The organism is Streptomyces avermitilis MA-4680 = NBRC 14893, assembly GCF_000009765.2.
GTDB lineage: Bacteria > Actinomycetota > Actinomycetes > Streptomycetales > Streptomycetaceae > Streptomyces > Streptomyces avermitilis.
Genome location: NC_003155.5, coordinates 7,851,497 through 7,868,426 on the forward strand (window position 1 = coordinate 7,851,497; position 16,930 = coordinate 7,868,426).

17 protein-coding genes are annotated in these 16,930 nt (G+C 71.2%); 6 read left to right on the forward strand and 11 right to left on the reverse strand.

Annotated elements, in window-relative coordinates:
• Nucleotides 1–28: 28 nt before the first annotated feature.
• Nucleotides 29–403, reverse strand: a complete 375-nt coding sequence (locus SAVERM_RS33705; protein WP_037646631.1) for a cupin domain-containing protein — start codon at nucleotides 401–403, stop codon at nucleotides 29–31.
• A gap of 82 nt (nucleotides 404–485) precedes the next feature.
• On the opposite strand from SAVERM_RS33705, the gene SAVERM_RS33710 reads away from it, so the two are divergent.
• Both SAVERM_RS33710 and SAVERM_RS33715 read left to right on the forward strand, forming a co-directional pair.
• Nucleotides 486–932, forward strand: a complete 447-nt coding sequence (locus SAVERM_RS33710) for a MarR family winged helix-turn-helix transcriptional regulator (protein ID WP_010987959.1) — start codon at nucleotides 486–488, stop codon at nucleotides 930–932.
• A gap of 162 nt (nucleotides 933–1,094) precedes the next feature.
• Entirely contained in the window at nucleotides 1,095–1,955 is an 861-nt protein-coding gene (locus tag SAVERM_RS33715; RefSeq protein ID WP_010987960.1) for an esterase/lipase family protein, read from the forward strand.
• Nucleotides 1,956–2,042: 87 nt separating this feature from the next.
• On the opposite strand, the gene SAVERM_RS33720 is transcribed toward SAVERM_RS33715, so the two are convergent.
• The gene (locus SAVERM_RS33720) at nucleotides 2,043–3,074 is read right to left on the reverse strand and encodes a lytic polysaccharide monooxygenase auxiliary activity family 9 protein (protein WP_010987961.1); all 1,032 of its coding nucleotides are present in this window, start codon (nucleotides 3,072–3,074) and stop codon (nucleotides 2,043–2,045) included.
• A 167-nt stretch (nucleotides 3,075–3,241) separates the two neighbouring features.
• On the opposite strand from SAVERM_RS33720, the gene SAVERM_RS33725 reads away from it, so the two are divergent.
• On the forward strand, nucleotides 3,242–3,703 hold the full coding sequence (locus SAVERM_RS33725) for a GNAT family N-acetyltransferase (RefSeq protein ID WP_037646381.1): 462 nt from the start codon (nucleotides 3,242–3,244) through the stop codon (nucleotides 3,701–3,703).
• Nucleotides 3,704–3,744: 41 nt separating this feature from the next.
• Here the strand turns inward: SAVERM_RS33725 and SAVERM_RS45400 are convergent, their stop codons facing one another.
• The gene (locus SAVERM_RS45400; protein ID WP_255222049.1) at nucleotides 3,745–3,879 is read right to left on the reverse strand and encodes a hypothetical protein; all 135 of its coding nucleotides are present in this window, start codon (nucleotides 3,877–3,879) and stop codon (nucleotides 3,745–3,747) included.
• Between the two features lie 137 nt (nucleotides 3,880–4,016).
• Here SAVERM_RS45400 and SAVERM_RS33730 point away from each other — a divergent pair, with 137 nt between their 5' ends.
• Nucleotides 4,017–4,640, forward strand: a complete 624-nt coding sequence (locus tag SAVERM_RS33730) for a class I SAM-dependent methyltransferase (protein WP_037646382.1) — start codon at nucleotides 4,017–4,019, stop codon at nucleotides 4,638–4,640.
• A gap of 10 nt (nucleotides 4,641–4,650) precedes the next feature.
• On the opposite strand, the gene SAVERM_RS33735 is transcribed toward SAVERM_RS33730, so the two are convergent.
• Together SAVERM_RS33735 and SAVERM_RS33740 are read right to left on the reverse strand one after the other, a co-directional pair.
• Nucleotides 4,651–5,151, reverse strand: coding sequence for a ribonuclease FAU-1 family protein (locus SAVERM_RS33735; RefSeq protein WP_037646384.1), 501 nt, complete (start codon nucleotides 5,149–5,151; stop codon nucleotides 4,651–4,653).
• On the reverse strand, nucleotides 5,132–6,061 hold the full coding sequence (locus SAVERM_RS33740; protein WP_037646385.1) for a GNAT family N-acetyltransferase: 930 nt from the start codon (nucleotides 6,059–6,061) through the stop codon (nucleotides 5,132–5,134). The genes SAVERM_RS33735 and SAVERM_RS33740 overlap by 20 nt, the downstream gene beginning before the upstream one ends.
• Nucleotides 6,062–6,163: 102 nt before the next feature.
• Between SAVERM_RS33740 and SAVERM_RS33745 the strand changes: the two genes are divergently transcribed.
• Nucleotides 6,164–6,532: a GntR family transcriptional regulator gene (locus SAVERM_RS33745; protein WP_037646632.1), complete on the forward strand. Its 369-nt coding sequence runs from the start codon at nucleotides 6,164–6,166 to the stop codon at nucleotides 6,530–6,532.
• A 36-nt stretch (nucleotides 6,533–6,568) separates the two neighbouring features.
• Here SAVERM_RS33745 and SAVERM_RS33750 read toward each other — a convergent pair whose 3' ends face one another.
• Complete coding sequence (locus SAVERM_RS33750) at nucleotides 6,569–7,333, reverse strand: DUF72 domain-containing protein (RefSeq protein ID WP_010987968.1); 765 nt, start codon at nucleotides 7,331–7,333, stop codon at nucleotides 6,569–6,571.
• 36 nt (nucleotides 7,334–7,369) lie between these two features.
• Nucleotides 7,370–8,464: a DUF5925 domain-containing protein gene (locus SAVERM_RS33755; RefSeq protein WP_010987969.1), complete on the reverse strand. Its 1,095-nt coding sequence runs from the start codon at nucleotides 8,462–8,464 to the stop codon at nucleotides 7,370–7,372.
• 186 nt (nucleotides 8,465–8,650) lie between these two features.
• Between SAVERM_RS33755 and SAVERM_RS33760 the strand changes: the two genes are divergently transcribed.
• Nucleotides 8,651–10,072: a GH39 family glycosyl hydrolase gene (locus SAVERM_RS33760; RefSeq protein WP_037646633.1), complete on the forward strand. Its 1,422-nt coding sequence runs from the start codon at nucleotides 8,651–8,653 to the stop codon at nucleotides 10,070–10,072.
• Nucleotides 10,073–10,140: 68 nt separating this feature from the next.
• Here SAVERM_RS33760 and SAVERM_RS33765 read toward each other — a convergent pair whose 3' ends face one another.
• The 4 genes from SAVERM_RS33765 to SAVERM_RS33780 are packed head-to-tail and all read right to left on the reverse strand — an operon-like array spanning nucleotide 10,141 to nucleotide 16,574.
• Nucleotides 10,141–13,974, reverse strand: coding sequence for a membrane protein (locus SAVERM_RS33765; protein WP_037646388.1), 3,834 nt, complete (start codon nucleotides 13,972–13,974; stop codon nucleotides 10,141–10,143).
• A complete protein-coding gene (locus tag SAVERM_RS33770; protein WP_010987972.1) occupies nucleotides 13,967–14,767 on the reverse strand; it encodes a polysaccharide deacetylase family protein in 801 nt (266 codons plus the stop codon). Before SAVERM_RS33770 ends, SAVERM_RS33765 begins: the two co-directional genes overlap by 8 nt.
• Nucleotides 14,764–15,759 carry a glycosyltransferase family 2 protein gene (locus SAVERM_RS33775; protein WP_037646390.1) on the reverse strand — a complete coding sequence of 332 codons (996 nt, stop codon included), beginning with the start codon at nucleotides 15,757–15,759 and terminating at the stop codon, nucleotides 14,764–14,766. Before SAVERM_RS33775 ends, SAVERM_RS33770 begins: the two co-directional genes overlap by 4 nt.
• Entirely contained in the window at nucleotides 15,756–16,574 is an 819-nt protein-coding gene (locus SAVERM_RS33780; RefSeq protein WP_010987974.1) for a glycosyltransferase family 2 protein, read from the reverse strand. The genes SAVERM_RS33775 and SAVERM_RS33780 overlap by 4 nt, the downstream gene beginning before the upstream one ends.
• Nucleotides 16,575–16,930 lie beyond the last annotated feature (356 nt).

The following is a 16,930-nucleotide window of genomic DNA, read 5'->3' on the forward strand; positions in this document are numbered from 1 at the left end:
GCCGTCCGCCGAGGATTCAGCCGAGAATTCAGTTGGCCCACGGCGGCACGATCCGGCTGCCGTCGGCCAGCTCCGCCTCGAGGCCGATGGACGTGGTGACCCAGGAGACCGCGGTCCGATCGGTCGGGTTCTCGACGCCCAGGGTCGCGCCGGGATTGATGATCACCGTGTCGCCGGCGGTGATCCGCTCGGTGCGCCCGTCGAGGGTGATCACCAGTTCGCCGGACAGCAGATGGAAGATCTCCTCACGGTTGACGGTGTGCACGGGGGCCTTCGTCCCCGCGGGAATCTCGCCCCGCCAGGCGCACAGCTCCTTGCTGCCGCTGAGCGGAGTGGCGTACGAGACGAAACGGGCGCCGTGGATCTCGTGGACCACGGCCTCGGACGGGCGGACGACGGGCATGGAGACCTCCATAAGTAGTCAAGCGGATTGACCATATAGTCAAGCTGCTTGACCAATATGTCAAGGGTGTTTCAATGCCCCCGTGCAGAACTCCGAAGCCATGGCCTTCTCCGCCGCCCTGCTCGCCGCCGCGGGTGAGCTGACACAACGCATTCACGACGGCGTGGTCGCCCGCGGCTTCGAGGGGTTGCGGCCCGCGCACGGCTTCGCCTTCTCGCGGCTCGCCCCCGGCGGGGCGACGGTCACCGACCTCGCCGCCCACCTGGGGGTCACCAAGCAGGCGGCGAGCCAGCTCGTCGACGAGATGGTGCGCAAGGGGTACGTCGAGCGGCGGCCGCACCCCGGTGACGCCCGGGCCCGCCTCGTCGTGCTGACCGAGCGCGGCTGGGCCTGTACGCGGGCCGCGGAAGAGGCGGCGGCGGAGGCCGTGCGGCCATGGGTCGAGCTGCTCGGCGAGGGGGAAGTCGGCCTTCTGCGGGCGCGGTTGTCGCGCATCGCGCCCTCCGGCCCCATCAGGCCCACCTGGTGACGCGGTACCGGCCGCGCCGGTTACCACTGGAAGTTTTTACTGACGCGTAACTTCACACTTGCACTACTCGTCCGTAACTTGACGAGTGAACAGCATCCTCGTGATCCGGATCACAGGGCGTAAGGCCGTCGCAACTCCCTTGAGCCGCAAGGAGATCACTCGATGCTGCCCTGGAAACGAGTTCTCAGACCTCTGACCGCGCTGCTGCTGACCGTCGCGGTCGCCCTCGTCCCCGCCGCCACCGCCCACGCCGACTCCGCCCCGAGCAGCGGCTGGAACGACTACTCCTGCAAGCCGTCCGCCGCCCATCCCCGCCCCGTCGTCCTCGTCCACGGAACCCTCGGGAACTCCGTCGACAACTGGCTGGGCCTCGCGCCCTACCTGGAGCACCGCGGCTACTGCGTCTTCTCGCTCGACTACGGCCAGCTGTCGGGTGTTCCCTTCTTCCACGGCCTCGGCCCCATCGACAAGTCGGCCGAACAGCTCCAGGTCTTCGTGGACAAGGTGCTCACCGCGACCGGCGCCACCAAGGCGGACCTCGTCGGCCACTCGCAGGGCGGCATGATGCCCCGCTACTACCTCAAGTTCCTCGGCGGAGCCGGCAAGGTGAACGCCCTCGTCGGCATCGCACCCAACAACCACGGCACCACCCTGTCCGGCCTCACCAACCTGCTGCCGTACTTCCCCGGCGCCGAGGACCTGCTCTCCACGGCCACACCCGGGCTCGCCGACCAGGTCGTAGGTTCCGCGTTCATGGCCAAACTCAACGCGGGCGGCGACACCGTGGCGGGCGTCCACTACACGGTCATCGCCACCCAGTACGACGAGGTGGTCACCCCGTACCGGACGGCGTTCCTGAGCGGTTCCGACGTCCACAACGTCCTGTTGCAGGACCTGTGCCCACTCGACCTCTCGGAGCACGTGGCGATCGGACTGATCGACCGGATCGCGTTCCACGAGGTGACGAACGCGCTCGACCCGGCGCACGCCACCAGGACCACCTGCGCGTCCGTGTTCAGCTGATCCCCCTTCCGGCCCCCCTCCGCGGTCGGGCCGGAGATCGCCGCCGGGGCCTGTCCGGCCTGAGCCGCCGGACAGGCCCCGGAGTCCTCAGCGGTGGTGCCGGCCGCCGCTCGTCGCACGGCGGCGGACCGAGGCGAACAGGGCGGCGGCGCCGAACGCCAGCGCCGCCGCCCCGCCGATCGCGAGGTACGGGGCGCTGCCGTCGCCACCGGTCTCGGCGAGGTTCTCCGCGGCACCGGCGGCGGCCGGTTCGTCGGCGCTCTTCGCCGGGCTCTTCGCCGCGCTCCCGGTCGTCCGCGCGGCGCCGCCGGCGGCGGTGGGCTTCGCCGACGTACTCGCGTCGGAGTCGCCGTGGCCGTGGTGCTCGACGGTCGACTTGTCGGCACCGTTCTCGATCTGCCGGTCGGAGGGCGCGGAGGCGGTCGGCGCGGGCGAGGAGCCGCTCGCCGTACCGCCGCTGCCACGGTCGCCGCCGCCGTTGCTCGCGCCGTACGTGACGTCCGAGCAGGAGTAGAAGGCCTCCGGGCTGTCCGAGCGCTGCCAGACCGCGTACAGGAGCTGCTTGCCGGAGCGCTGCGGGAGGGTGCCGGAGAACGTGTAGAAGCCGCCCGACGCGGCCGGGTCGGTGGCCGTCGCCACCGGGTGGCCGAGGTCCAGGTCGTCCCAGGCGAGCGGCTTGGACGGGTCGTAACCGGCCTTCGTGATGTACACCTTGAAGGTGCCCTTGTGCGGGGCGGTCACCCGGTACTTGAAGGTGTACGACCCGCCGCTGACGCCGGTCGCGGGCCAGTCGGCGCGGGGCAGGTCGAGCCCCTTGAACTCGTCGTTGTCCGCGCTGCACAGCCTGCCGTCCGGGATCAGCCGCTGATGCCGCCCGTTCGCGTCACCGATCCGGATGCCGTTCCAGTCGTACAGCGCCTGTGTGCCGCCGGCCGCGACCGCCGCCCCGCACGCCGCCGACCCGGGGCTCTCGGGACCCTCCGCGTAGCACTGGGACACCCGGCTGACCGGGTCGCCCATCGAGCCGTGCGCGGACGCGGGCGCGGCGGCGAGCGCGGTCAGGGCGAGCGGGGCGGCACCGGCGGCGGCGACGGCGGCCGCCTTGCGGCGAGCAGACATGGCGGAGCTCCTCGAAACGGTCCCGGGGGCGTGGGGCGATCAGGTGGTTGATCAGCAAGCTATCCCCAAGAAACCGTGAAATCGCCTGCTGGAGGCGGGTGATGGAGATCCTTATGGCCCCGTTAAGGGAGTGCTGAGGCTCCGCTCAGGTAAGTACCGTGTCGGCCATGACAGATGCCTGGAACGACGCCGAGACACGGCCCGCCGTCGCCGCCGACGTGGACGCCGTGAAGGCCGTGACCGATGCCGCGTACCACCACTACGTCGAACGCATCGGGCGCGTGCCGCAGCCCATGGAGGCGGACCACGCGGCGAACGTGGCCGCGGGGCGGGTGTTCGTCCTGGGCGAGCCGGTGACGGGCCTCGTGGTGATCGAGGCGTTCGAGGACCATCTCTTCCTCGACAGCATCGCCGTCCGCCCCGACGCCCATGGGCAGGGCGTGGGGCGACGGCTGCTCGCCTTCGTGGACGCACGCGCGCGTGCGCTCGGGCTCGACGAGGTCAGGCTCTACACGAACGCCAAGATGTGGGAGAACCAGAAGATCTACCCGAAGTACGGATACGAGTTCGTGGAGCGCCGGGTGGACGGGCCGTACGACCGGATCCATTACCGCAAGCGGCTCGCCTGACGTTCCCCCGACCGCAAGCGGTGGCCGGCGGACGGCCCGGCTCAGCCGTCCGGCCACCAGGTGCGTGCGATGTCCTTTCGGACCTCCGGGCGCTCGGCGGGGCGTTCCTCGGCCTCCTCCCGCACCCGGCGGGAGACAGACTTCCTCAGGGGCTTCTGCAAGGTCACACGGCGCATGGCTGCCTCCTTGTGCCTACCGGGTTCCGCGATGTTCACGGAGGTAGACCCTTTCCGGGAGCGTTCCTCATCGGACGCGGTCTGTCAGTGGCGGTTCTCACGATCGACTGTCAGTGGCGGGTGCCACTCTTGGCGGCATGACCATTAACGGGGGCCCCGAAACCTCGGCGATCTCGGCGGACGTGGATTGGGACGCCGAGTCCGCCACGTTCGACGACGAGCCGGACCACGGGCTGCGCGACGCGGTGGTGCGGGAGGCCTGGGCGGCCCGGCTGCGGGACTGGCTGCCGGGCAAGGCCTGCGACGTGCTGGATCTGGGCTGCGGCACCGGCAGTCTGTCGCTCCTCGCGGCCGAGCGGGGGCACCGGGTGACGGGCGTGGATCTGTCCCCGGCCATGGTCGGCCTGGCCCGCGCCAAGACGGCCGGACGTGACGCGGCGTTCCTGGTCGGTGACGCGGCGGCGCCACCGGTCGGCGAGCAGCGGTTCGACGTCGTGCTCGTCCGCCATGTGCTGTGGACGCTGCCCGACCCGGGCCGCGCCCTGCGGCGGTGGTGCGGACTGCTGAGGCCCGGCGGGCGGCTGGTGCTGGTCGAGGGGGTGTGGGGGACGGTGAGTCCGGTCGGCCTGTCCGCCGACCGGCTGACCGGGCTGCTCGCTCCCCTCGCGAAGAGCGTGCGCGTGGAGCGGCTCTCGGACGATTCCCGGCTGTGGGGCAAAGAGGTGGCCGACGAGAGATACGCGGTGGTGGCCACCCCTTGACCGCCCGGGCTCAGGCCAGCAGCGCCTCGAAGTCGCCCTCCCGGGCGAGGCGTTCGAGCGTGTCGAGGGCGTTCTCGGCGGCGGCCGCGGCCCGCGGGTCCGACACCGCCAGACCGCTCGCGGCGAACTCGTCCTCGTCGAGACGGAGCACGGCCGTGCCGTCGGCGGAGCGCCACAGGTCCAGGTCGAGATCCTCGACGACGAGTTCGGTGCCCACGAGCGTGGCCGGGCGGGTGATGTCGCAGTACCAGCCCTTCAGGGTGCCCCGGCCGTCACGGACCTCCTTCACCGCGTACCAGCGGTCACGCCAGTAGTACTCGGTGAAGACATCACCCGGCTCGAAGCGTACGAAGCCGAAGTCGCGGACACCGTCACCCGCCCAGGGGGCGCGTACGGCCACCCGGGTGCCGTCGTCATGGAGCAGCTCGGCGGGGTAACGGATCTTCGTCCGGCCGGACTTGACCAGCACGACCTCCACCTGGCCGACTGCCTCAGCCGAGTTCGCGGACATAGCGCACCTCCGTCGCACAGATCTCGTAGCCGAACCACTTGTTGATCGCCAGCATCGGCTCGTTGCCGGCGTCGTTGCCCGTGAACGCCTCGGTGAAGCCGGCGGCGCGGGCCCGGTGCAGCGAGTCGTTCTTGGCGAGCTTGGCGAGGCCGCGGCCGCGGAAGGCGCGGGCGGTGCCCGTCATACCGGTGTGGTAGCGGGTGGCGCCGTCGGTACGGGCCGCGCTGAACGCCGCGGGGCGGCCGTCGACGAGGGCGACCGAGGTCAGCTCGTGGCTGAGGAGGGGATGCCGCCAGGTCTCCTCCAGCCAGGCCTCGTAGTCCGTGAACTCGTGATCGACGTCGCCCGGTTCGTCCCCGCTCGTCTCCGCGTCGAGTTCGAACAGCGGGCGCGGGTCGTCGGCGAAGTCCGCGGCGGTGCGCAGTTCCACGCCGGGGGGCGGGGACTGGAGCGGGGGGAGGGTGCCGTGCGCCAGGTCGAGGCGGAGGAAGTGGCCGGAGCGACTGGCGCGATAGCCCCGCCGCTCGGCGAACGCCCGGTTCGCGGGCTCGTCCAGCACCCATGCGAACAGCTTCGTCGCGCCCAGGGCGCGGAGGCGTTCCTCGGCTGTGCGTACCAGCAGGGAGCCCGCGCCGCCGCCCAGCCGCTCGGGGTGCACATAGACGTTGAGGTACGCCTGTCCGGGCTCGGGGCTGTCGTGCACCAGGCCGACCTGGGCCGTGCCGACGAGCTCACCGTCCGCCTCGGCCAGCAGGGGCTGGTAGTGGGCGTCGGGGTGCGTGTGCCGCCGGTCGTAGGCGATGGACTCGGGGGTGACGATGAAGAAGGGGAGGGCCAGGCGCCGGATGTGGGCGAAGCCCTCGGCGTCTGGCCGGCTGTCCTGGCGCAGCTCGCGAACGATCAAGGTCATGGGCTCGCACGCTACGCGGGGACCACGGGCGGGGGCCTCCGATTTTCCGGGGGCGCGGGACGAGCGCTCCGCGCCGGGCGGCCGGTGCGGGACAATCACTCGGTGACCTTGAAGATCGTCATCGAAGCAGGCGGCGCGCCCTACGAACAGGTACGTGCCCAGATCGCCGAGCAGGCGCGTTCGGGGGAGCTGCCGGTGGGATACCGGCTGCCGACCGTGCGGGGGCTGGCCGAGTCGCTCGGCCTCGCGGCCAACACGGTCGCCAAGGCGTACCGGGCGCTGGAGTCGGACGGGGTGATCGAGACGCGGGGGCGCAACGGAACGTTCGTCGCCGCAGCGGGCTCGGCCGCGGAACGGGAGGCGGCGTCGGCGGCGCAGGCGTACGCCGAGCGCGTTCGGCGGCTCGGGTTGAGCGAGGGGGACGCGTCGGCGGCCGTACGCGACGCCTTGCGGGCGGCCTACGGAGACTGACGTCCGTGGCCGGGACGGGCCCGGGACGGGCCGCGCTCATTCGTCACCGCCCGGAGTACGGGTGACCGTCAGGCCCGTCGCCTTCGCCACCCGGGCGAACACCGCCGCGTCCTCGACCGCCGCCGCATGCGGGTCGTTGTTGAAGTACGCGTAGACCTCGTGATCGTCGGGCCAGGTCTCGGCGATGCGCCGCGCCCAGGTCACCAGGGCCTGGCGGCCGTAGCGCGGCCACCTGCGGGCGCGGCCCTCGTGGAAGCGGACGTACCCCCAGTCGGCGGTGCGCCACAGCGGGGTGGCGGGCCGGGACAGGACATCGGCCCAGCACAGGGCGGCGCCCCGCGCTTCGAGCACCTCGCGCACCGCCGGTGCCCACCAGGAGTCGTGGCGCGGTTCGACCGCGATCCGGGTGCCGGACGGGAAACAGGCGAGACAGGCGTCCAGCAGACCGGGGTCGGCACGCAGCGTGGGCGGAAGCTGGACAAGTACCGGGCCCAGGCGGTCGCCGAGGCCGGCGGCGTGGGTCATCAGGCGGTGGACCGGCTCCTCGGGGTCCCGCAGCCGCTTGATGTGGGTCAGATACCGGCTCGCCTTCACGGCGACCACGAAGTCCGGCGGGGTGCGCTCCCGCCAGGTCTCGAAGGTGCCCCGCGACGGCAGCCGGTAGAAGGCGTTGTTGATCTCGACCGTGGCGAAACGGGTCGCGTACTCCTCCAGCCAGAGCCGCGTGGGACACCCGGGCGGGTACAAGGCGCCCAGCCAGTCCTTGTACTGCCACCCCGAGGTGCCGACGAACAGGGTCATACGTCCATCAAAGCACCGCCCGAGGTGGCCGGGCGCCTACAGGTAGAGCCCCGCGTCCGCCCCCTCCCGCGGCTCCGGCAGCGAGGTCGGGGACGTGCCCCGGCGCAGTGCGTACAGCTCCGCCAGGGTCGCACCCTCGCGGCCCACCCCCTCCTCCGTGCCGAGCCAGTTCACCGCCTCGCGGCGGGTCAGCGGGCCCACCTCGATGCGGGCCAGGCAGCGGCCGGGGCGGACGACCGCCGGGTGGAGGCGTTCCAGGTCCTCGTTGGTCGTGACGCCCACCAGGACGTTGCGCCCCTGGCCCAGCAGGCCGTCGGTGAGGTTCAGCAGCCGCGACAGCGCCTGGCCCGCCGTGTGTTTCGCCTCGCCCCGGATCAGCTCGTCGCAGTCCTCGAGGAGCAGCAGCCGCCAGCGGCCCTTGCCCGTCCCGTCCTCCTCGCCGATCGCGATGTCCATCAGATAGCCGACGTCCGAGAACAGCCGCTCGGGGTCGAGGACGCAGTCCACCTGGCACCAGTCCCGCCAGGAGCGGGCGAGGGTGCGCAGCGCCGACGTCTTCCCGGTGCCCGGCGGTCCGTGGAGCAGCAGCAGCCGGCCCGCGATGTCCTCCGGGGTGGTCTTCATCAGACGGTCCATCGCGTCCGCGACGGGCGTCGTGTAGTTGGGGCGGACCTCCTCCCACGTGCCCGCCGAGATCTGGCGCGTCGTACGGTGCGGGCCGCGCCTCGGGGACACGTACCAGAACCCCATCGTCACGTTCTCCGGCTGCGGCTCCGGCTCGTCCGCCGCGCCGTCCGTCGCCTGCCCGAGCACCTTCTCCGCCAGCTCGGCGCTGGTCGCGGTGACCGTGACGTCGGCGCCCCGGTTCCAGCGGGACACCAGGAGCGTCCAGCCGTCACCCTCCGCCAGCGTCGCGCTGCGGTCGTCGTCGCGCGCCGAACGCAGCACCCGGGCGCCCGGCGGCAGCAGCGTCGCCCCGGTGCGCACCCGGTCGATGTTCGCCGCGTGCGAGTGCGGCTGCTCGCCCGTCGCGAAGCGGCCGAGGAACAGCGCGTCGACGACATCGGACGGGGAGTCGCTGTCGTCGACGTTGAGCCGGATCGGCAGAGCGTCGTGTGGGTTCGCAGACATGTCGCCATGATCTGTCACGGGCGCGCCCCGTGCACCCGGTTTCCGCAGCGCCCCAGGTGTGTCGCGGGTACCCCGTGCCCGCGGAGCGCGTGCCGTGCTCCCGGTGCGTCTCCTTCGTCCTGTTACCGGGCTGTGCGCCGACGAGCCCTGTCCCACGGCCGATTCCCGCCGATACTGTTGCCCATGATGGGACGTCATGGGTGGAATTCGGGGGCACGGCGGTGGCGCCTCACCGCACTGCTCGGCGTGGGTGTGGCCGCTCTGGCCCTGGTGGTGACCCTGATCAACACGCTGCCCTCGGGCGGCGGCAGCACCGAGGGCACCTCCCGGGACGGCGACAAGGTGCACGGCACGCCCGCCGTCCCGCCCAAGAACACCGGACCGGAAGTGGGCTGGGGCTTCACCCACACCCAGTTCAGCGCCGACGAGGGCAGCGGCGACGCCACCCAGCGCGTCGAGGGGCTGCTCGCGCAGCGGGCGGTGCCCCAGATCCAGCACATCATGGGCTGGGGGGCCGGCAACCCCGAGCCCGTCAAGGGGCGTTACGACTTCGCGGAGATGGACCGCCGCATCGACTTCATCCGCGAGTCCGGCGGCACGCCGGTGGTCACCCTGTGCTGCGCCCCGGACTGGATGAAGGGCGGCAAGTCCGGTGCGGACAACACCGACTGGAGCCGGTCCGCCCTGGAGACCGCACCGGATCCCGACCACTACAAGGACTTCGCGGCGCTCGCCGTGACGGTCGCCAAGCGCTATCCGGACGTACGCCACTTCATCGTCTGGAACGAGTTCAAGGGCTTCTGGAACGACTCCAGGGCCCGCTGGGACTACGAGGGCTACACCGAGCTGTACAACCTGGTCTACAAGGCCCTGAAGAAGGTCGACGAGAAGAACATGGTGGGCGGGCCCTACCTGGTCATGGACAGCGTCGACCCGCGCCAGCAGGAGAACGCCTCGACGGCCGTGAAGGGCCCGTGGGGTGCCATGGACCAGCGCGTCCTCGACGCCTTCGACTACTGGAACAGGAACAAGGCCGGCGCCGACTTCGTCGTCGTGGACGGCTCCAGCTACACCAAGGACGACGACCTCCTGCCGAACGAGTTCGCGGCCACGGACAAGCTCACGGCCGTCGGCGAGTGGGTGCGTGCGCGGACCCGCGGCCTGCCGCTGTGGTGGGCCGAGTACTACGTCGAGCCCGCCGACGGCAACGACGACCGCACGGGCTGGTCCGAGACCCGGCGCGTCGCCGTCCAGGCCACCGGAATGATCGCGATGGCCAGGGGCGGTGCCTCCTCCGGCTTCTACTGGAACCCGGAGGAGGAGCGGGGCTCCGACTGCGCGGGTTGCCTGTGGACCCCGACCTCCGGCGGCGACGGCGGCACGAAACTGCCCATGTACGACCTGGTCTCGCGGTTCGGCAAGGAGTTCCCGCCGGGGACGACGTACGAAACGGTGCCGGTCGCCAAGGACGACGTGCCCAATGTCCGCGTCCTCGCCGACGACAAGGCCGTCCTCGTGGTCAACACCCTCGACCGGGCGATCAGCGCGAAGGTCGACGGAAAGCGGTTCGAGTTGCCGGCGTACGGGGTGAAGTGGCTGCGGCGCTGAGCCACTTCACCCCGTGATCCGCCGCCCTGCCGCCCGGTCAGGAACCGGGGCATGAACCGCTGGACGGGCTACTTCATGGTCATGAACCGCTGCACGAGTGACGCCAGCAGCACGGCGAGCAGCGGTAGCGAGAACCAGAAGCTGCTCTGGAGCCATTGCAGCTGCCGTACGCCCGGCCGCACCGCGACCCGTACGACCTCGCGCGCGGTCAGCATCAGCACCAGCGCCACGGCCGCCAGGCCGCCGACGACGGACCACGGAGTCCAGGTCACCTGCGGTCCGATCGGCCCCGGATCGGGCTTCGGGACCTTGCCCGCCGGCTGCTTGCGCAGCGTGTACATGGTCACGTCGTCGTTGACGAGGACCTTCTTCAGTTCCTGCCGGTCGTCCAGGTTGCGGACGAGCCGGGATTCCCAGGTCGTGGAATAGCCCACGTCCAGCTGAAGGTAGGTGACCTGGCTGCGGTTGATCATCAGATACGAGTTCGGGCCCGCGTCCTTGAGCGACTTGACCAGACCCGACACGAGGACCGGATCGCTGGGCGCGAGCGTCGGCACGTACTCCACCTTCTCCATGTCCCGGGCGCCCCACGGCATCGCGGGCGTCACATTGTCGACGGTGTCGTTGCTGAGCCACAGCAGCCGCACGCTCGGCTTGTCGTGCTCGTACACGTAGTTCATGGCCGCGACCTCGCCGGGGCGGATCCGCTCGAACGGCTCGTTGCCCCAGCGGGCCACCAGGAAGCCGCCCATGAGCAGCAGGCCCGCCAGCAGGGCCGCGACCGGAGCGAGGCTCACCCGGTCCTTGTCCCGTTCCTCGGCCGTGACGCCGGTGCGCGGGAACAGGGCGAGCCCGGCGAGCAGGGCCGCGCCCGGCAGGGCGAACATGAAGACGCGCAGCGCCATTTCGCCGCCGTACGACTGCATGCCGAAGCCCAGGAACGGCACGAAGGTCAGCACCAGCAGCGAGCGCTCCCGGTACTTGTGGTCGCGCCGCCGCCACCAGCCCCAGCAGGCCAGGGCCAGCACGCCGCCGGCGAGCAGCACGCGGGTGTAGAGGACGAGTTTGTGGGTGGAACTGCCGCCCTGGATACGTCCGGAGACGGAGGTCGACACATTGCTGCCGACGCCGCCGACCCCGCCGAAGAGGTCGTCGAAGTGCCCGGACCAGTACGGCTCGGCCATGAAGCCTATCCAGACGGCGACGACGACCGCGAACAGGATGGGCAGACCGCGCAGCTCGGAGCGGCCCACCAGGACCAGCACCGCCAGCACGCCCAGCATCACGAACGGTGTGAGCTGGTGGGCCGGGACGGTCGCGGCGAACAGGCCGATCAGGACCATCAGCAGAACCGCCTGCTGACGCCGGCCGGCGGGTTCGACCTCCGCCTCGCCGGGACGCCGTGTGCTCCACAGCACGCGCGGCGCCCGGAACCACACCAGCAGGATGGCCACGAAGGCCAGGTAGAGCAGATAGGTGAAGCCCTGCGGCGAGAAGTAGTCCTGGCCGACCCAGCCGCTGAGCACGAAGATCCAGATGCCGGTCCACTTGGCGCGCCAGCCCGCCCGCAGCGAGCGTACGAGCAGGAACAGCGGTGCCAGATAGAGGAGTTGGACGGTCATCGGCCACCAGCGGATGACCTCGGTGAGATCGGTGACCCCGCAGGCCTTGGCGACGAACGCGGCCACCGCGAAGAAGCCGGGCCAGCTCCAGCGCGCGTCCAGGTCGGGCACGGCCGACCCGGTCCGGTCGATGTAGTCGAGGAACCCGAGGTGCTGCCAGGCCGTCGCGAACCGCGGCTCGGTCTCGATCACCGCGGGCAGCGCGTGCAGCGACACCACGGTGGCGAGCAGGGTGAACAGCAGCAGCCCCTGGTGCTCGCGGGTCCGCCAGAGCAGCGAGGCGAAGACCACGACCAGCAGCGCGGCACCGACGAGGGTCGGCATCGGCAGGACCGAGATCAGTCCGAGGCCGCCCATCCGGTCGAGCGCGGCTTCGTCGAGGCCCAGCGCGGGCACCCAGTACAGCAGCAGCGCCGAGACCAGCAGACAGCCCAGGACGACCCCGGGACGGGACGGCCGCAGCCGGTCCCGCAGGGACAGGGGAGTGTCCGGCGGCGCTCCCGGAGACGGAGCCTCCGGCTCCCGTACGGCCCCCGACTCCCCTACGGACGCCCGCGCCTGTACGGCCTCCCCCGTGAACGGCGCGTCCACCTCGGGCACCTCGGCGGGCCCGAGCGACGCCTCGGAGCCCGGCTCCCGTTCCTCCACGGGCAGGCCCACGTGCGGCTCGGGCTCCCTGGCCGACTGCACCCGCAGGGCCCAGGTCGGCCGGCGGTCCGGCCGGACCGCGGGCGACCCGGTGGGCGGTGTGCCCGGGCCCGGACGCACATCCGGCCGGCGTTCCAGGTGGTCGAAGTCGACGTGGAGGCCGAGCGCCAGGGTGTCGGCGTCCAGTTTCCTCGCCCAGGAAGGACCACTCCCCGCCCCGGCGGCCTCGCGCGCCCCCAGATCGGCGAGGTCGCCGTCCGGCGCCGCGTCCTCGGGCACGGCGGGCGACGGCGCGGTCCGCACGATCTTGAACAGCTTGGGCGCGGCGATCGCCACGATCACGGCGAGGCTGGAGATCTCCGCGACGCCCGCGCCGGTCAGGCCCATACGGGGGAGCAGGATCAGCGTCAGCCCGAGCACCAGGACGCACAGCAGGCCCTGGAGATAGGCGAGTCCGGAGGTGCGGCTCTGGGCGCGCAGGACCGCGAAGTACGTCTCCATGACGACGCGCAGCAGCGCTCCGACGGCGAACCAGCGCAGCAGCGGGGTCGCCGCGTGTGCGTAGCCCTCACCGAAGACGCGCAGGATGAACGGCGCCCCGACGAACAGGATCCCGCACACCGGCAGCATGAGGCGGGCCATCCGCCTGAGCGCCGCCCGGGTGTTCGCGGCGAGCCGCGCCGGGTCGTGCGAGCCCTCGACGGTGAGCGAGGCGCCCATGTTGATGGCCAGCAGGTTGACCGTTCCGCCGATGGTCGTGGTGATGTAGAAGTACGCGTTGTTCTCGGAGCTGACCTGCGAGGCGACGATCACGGGTACGAGGTAGACCACCGCGAGCGAGAACAGCGAGCCGGTGTAGTCGCCGGCCAGGAACCGTCCGACCTCCTTGAGTGTCGGCGGCCGCGTGTGGTCCTTGGTCGCCTTCACATGCCGGGGCACCAGGCGCCGGAAGACCAGCCAGCCCAGTGGCACCACGGACGTGGCGATCGCCGCGACCCAGGACACGAAGACGCCGCTGGCCGGGATCGCCACCGCGAAGGCGACGAGCAGGGCCAGCTTCACCGCGGAGAACACGGTGTTGCCCACGGGCACCCACAGCGCGCTGCGCAGCCCGGTCAGCACCCCGTCCTGAAGGGTCAGCAGCGACCAGGCGACGACCGCGACGATGAAGCCGAGCCCGTTGAGCGGTCCGTGCAGGAAGCGGTACGAGGGCCCCCATGCGTTGAGCGTCAGCAGGAAGACCACCGCGGCGAGTGCGACGACGACCGAGCTGCCCGCGTACGTACGGAAGATGAGGCGGCCGGTGGCGCGTCCGGAGACCGGGATGAAGCGGGCGAGCGCGCCCGTGAGTGTCACCGCGGTCAGGCCCGCGAGGAGCTTCATCGCGGCGATCGCCGCGGAGCCCTGGCCCACCGCCGACTCGTCGTAGTACCGGGCCGCGGCCAGCCAGAAGCCCAGGCCGAGCACCGCGGAGATACCGGTGTTGAGCATCAGGGCGTAGGCGTTGCGGAACAGTTGGCTGCCGCCGCCCGCGCCCTTGCCCCGGCCGGGCAGGCGAAGGCGGCGGCCGGACTGCTGCGCGGCCGCCTCGGTGGTGGGTGTCTCGGCCTGGGTGGTGGTCGTGTCAGACACGGGAACGGATGGCCTTCCGGCGGACCTGTCGTGCTCTGCGGACCATGGCATACCCCTTGGTGAGGGCGCGGTCCCTGGCGAAGTCGAGGGCGATCGCACGGCCCTCGACGAGCCGCGTGAACTCCTCGACACCGGTACTGCGGCGCACGGTGACGCGCCGCAGGGCGTACGGGCCCTGGCGGCGGCGTGCCAGCGCGTTGCCGACGGCGAGCGACTGAGCGAAACCCGCCTCGCGCACCGCCTCGCGCACCCGGCGGCTGGAGTAGCCGTAGGGGTACGCGAACGACACCGGGCGGGCGCCCAGTTCGTCGGCGACGATCTCCTTGCAGCGCAGCAGCTCGAACCGGAGAGCGTCGTCGTCGATCTCGTCGAGCTGCGGATGCGTGTGGCTGTGGCCGCCTATCTCCACCTGCGCGTCCGCGAGTTCGCGGACCTGGTCCCAGTCGAGCATGGTGTCCAGGCCGCCACCGGTGTCGTACGCGCCCCGGATCCAGCCCGTCGAGACGAACAGGGTGGACGCGAAACCGTGCTCGGCGAGCACCGGCAGCGCGTGCCGGTGCACTCCCTCGTAGCCGTCGTCGAAGGTGATGAGGACGGGGCGCTCGGGCAGCGGACCGCCCGAGCGCCAGCTCTCGGCGAGCTGCGCGGTGCTGACCGGAGTGATCTTCAGGTCGCCGAGCAGCGCCATCTGCTCGGCGAACGCCTCGGGGGCGACGGACAGGGCGCGGGTCGCGTCGTTCGGCGCCGTCGCGATCGAGTGGTACATGAGAATCGGCACGGCCGGTTCCCTCATGCTGCTTCCCCCTCGCTGTCCGGGGGCTCCACCACCGAGAAGGTGGCGCCGCCCCTACGGGCCCGGACACTGCCGAGCACATACCCGCCGGCCGCCGTGAGCACCCCGGCGACGATGGCGCCCGCACGGCCCGCGCCGCCCGGGCGGGCCAGCGCCGCGTCGCGCAGACCGCGGGCGACCCCGGCGGGCAGGACCCGGGTCGTGTACCGGCGCTCGGACTCGAGTCCCTTGCCGGCGCCGACACTTCGCGCCACCAGGGCCTTGGAGAGACCCTCGGCGTAGGTACGGGTGCGGAAGTAGGCGAAGTGCTCGCGCGGCTCCGGCACCCGGTGATGGATCACGGCACGGTCGTCGATCAGCAGGATCGCGTCCGGTCTGGCCCGGGTGAGGCGGATGCACAGCTCCGTCTCCTCGCAGCCCAGCGGACGCTTGTCGCCGTCGCGCCCGATGCCCGTCGCGAAACCGCCCGCCGCGTCGAACGCCGTCCGGCGGAACGAGGCGTTGCCCCCGAGGACGTTGCGCACCCGCACGCGGCCGGGCGGCAGGCCCTTGTACGTGCAGCCCACCACCCAGTCGAACTCCTCGGGGAACCAGGCCGGGCGGCGGCCCGACGCCCAGATGGGCATCGTACGGCCGCCGACGGCCATGACCCGCGGGTCCTCGTACCCCTCGGCGAAGTGCCGCAGCCAGTCCCGTTCGGCGACGGCGTCGTCGTCCAGGAACGCGATGATCTCGCCGTGCGAGGCCGCGATCCCGGTGTTGCGGCCCGCGGACAGGCCGCGGGGGCCCGCGTTGGCGAGCACCCGCACCTCGGGAACCTCCTTGTACTCCCGGGACAATCGTTCCAGCAGTGTCTGGTGGTGATCCACGACCAGCAGCGTCTCGCGCGCCGGGCGGGACTGCGCCCGCACCGAGGCGACCGCCGCGAGGATGTCCGCCCAGCGGTCCTCGGTGTAGACGCAGATCACCACCGAGATGTCCGGACTGCTCAAGACACCTCTCCCTGACCCGAGTTGAGCTGCATGGCGTGCGGCCTGCTGCGCAGCGCGCGCCGGTTGGAGCGCTCCTTGAGGATCACCTTGAGTACCCGCAACCCGTCCCGCACGGCCCGCAGATTGCTCGCGCCGTGGATGCGGAGGTACTCGTGGCTCGGTATCTCCTGCACCTTGAGACCGGCCTTGACCACCCGGATGTTCATCAGGGTCTCGACCTCGAAGCCGGTGCAGTCGAGGTCGATCTGGTCCAGGCAGTGCCGCCAGAACGCGTTGTAGCCGTAGCAGAGATCGGTGTAGCGGGCGCCGAACTTGGCGTTGACGGCCGCGCACAGCACCCGGTTGCCGAGCTTGCGGATCGGCGTCATGTCGGAGGTGCCGCCCCCGTTGGCGAACCGCGAACCCTTCGCGAAGTCGGCCCCCGACACCAGCGCCGAGACATAGCTGACGATCTCCTGGCCGTCGGCCGAGCCGTCCGCGTCGACCATCACGATGATGTCGCCGGTGCAGGCCTCGAACCCGGTGATCAGCGCATCGCCCTTGCCTTTGCCCCGCTGCTCGACGACCTTGACGTCGGGCCACAGCTCGCGGGCCACCTCGACGGTGCCGTCGGTGGAATTGCCGTCGACCAGAACCACTTCGTGTATCCAGTCGGGAAGGGACTTGAAGACGTAGGGAAGATTCTCCGCCTCGTTCATGGCGGGAATCACGACACTCACCGGAGGCGTGATCGCCAGGTGAGATGAGATGGCCCGGTAATTACCGGTCGTAAATGGATCTTGGCCCGAAACCGCCGGGCGCAGGAATGAGCTCACGAGTCTGGTCCCTCTCGTCCGGTGGACCGCCCGCCCCTGGGCGGTCCGGCTCTGTGTCCGGTTCGAAAGGGGGGTTGTGTTCCCACTTACGGCATGACGAAATGGATCTCCGTGCATGCCGGGTGAGCTGGCAAAGCCGGCCGTCTGTCGTGAGAACGGCAGTCGGTCGCGCGGCACGACTCGGCACAGTTGCGGTCACCGAGCACGGCACCCCCCTACCGCGCCCCGCGCCGGGACCATCGCGGTACCTGAGCCCTCCCCTGGAGCCGCGTGATGATGGACCGATGCGGGTGAGATGTACGACGGTATTGATGATTGAGCCTTTATGGCAAGACCTGGAACGAGGCCTCACGTTT

Coding starts and splice junctions, on each gene's coding strand:
- SAVERM_RS33760 (WP_037646633.1), top strand. CDS start 8,651: ATGGGACGTCATGGGTGGAATTCGGGGGCACGGCGGTGGCGCCTCACC.
- SAVERM_RS33705 (WP_037646631.1), bottom strand. CDS start 403: ATGCCCGTCGTCCGCCCGTCCGAGGCCGTGGTCCACGAGATCCACGGC.
- SAVERM_RS33740 (WP_037646385.1), bottom strand. CDS start 6,061: ATGACCTTGATCGTTCGCGAGCTGCGCCAGGACAGCCGGCCAGACGCC.
- SAVERM_RS33750 (WP_010987968.1), bottom strand. CDS start 7,333: ATGACCCTGTTCGTCGGCACCTCGGGGTGGCAGTACAAGGACTGGCTG.
- SAVERM_RS33770 (WP_010987972.1), bottom strand. CDS start 14,767: ATGAGGGAACCGGCCGTGCCGATTCTCATGTACCACTCGATCGCGACG.
- SAVERM_RS33725 (WP_037646381.1), top strand. CDS start 3,242: ATGACAGATGCCTGGAACGACGCCGAGACACGGCCCGCCGTCGCCGCC.
- SAVERM_RS33730 (WP_037646382.1), top strand. CDS start 4,017: ATGACCATTAACGGGGGCCCCGAAACCTCGGCGATCTCGGCGGACGTG.
- SAVERM_RS33715 (WP_010987960.1), top strand. CDS start 1,095: ATGCTGCCCTGGAAACGAGTTCTCAGACCTCTGACCGCGCTGCTGCTG.
- SAVERM_RS45400 (WP_255222049.1), bottom strand. CDS start 3,879: ATGCGCCGTGTGACCTTGCAGAAGCCCCTGAGGAAGTCTGTCTCCCGC.
- SAVERM_RS33720 (WP_010987961.1), bottom strand. CDS start 3,074: ATGTCTGCTCGCCGCAAGGCGGCCGCCGTCGCCGCCGCCGGTGCCGCC.
- SAVERM_RS33735 (WP_037646384.1), bottom strand. CDS start 5,151: ATGTCCGCGAACTCGGCTGAGGCAGTCGGCCAGGTGGAGGTCGTGCTG.
- SAVERM_RS33755 (WP_010987969.1), bottom strand. CDS start 8,464: ATGTCTGCGAACCCACACGACGCTCTGCCGATCCGGCTCAACGTCGAC.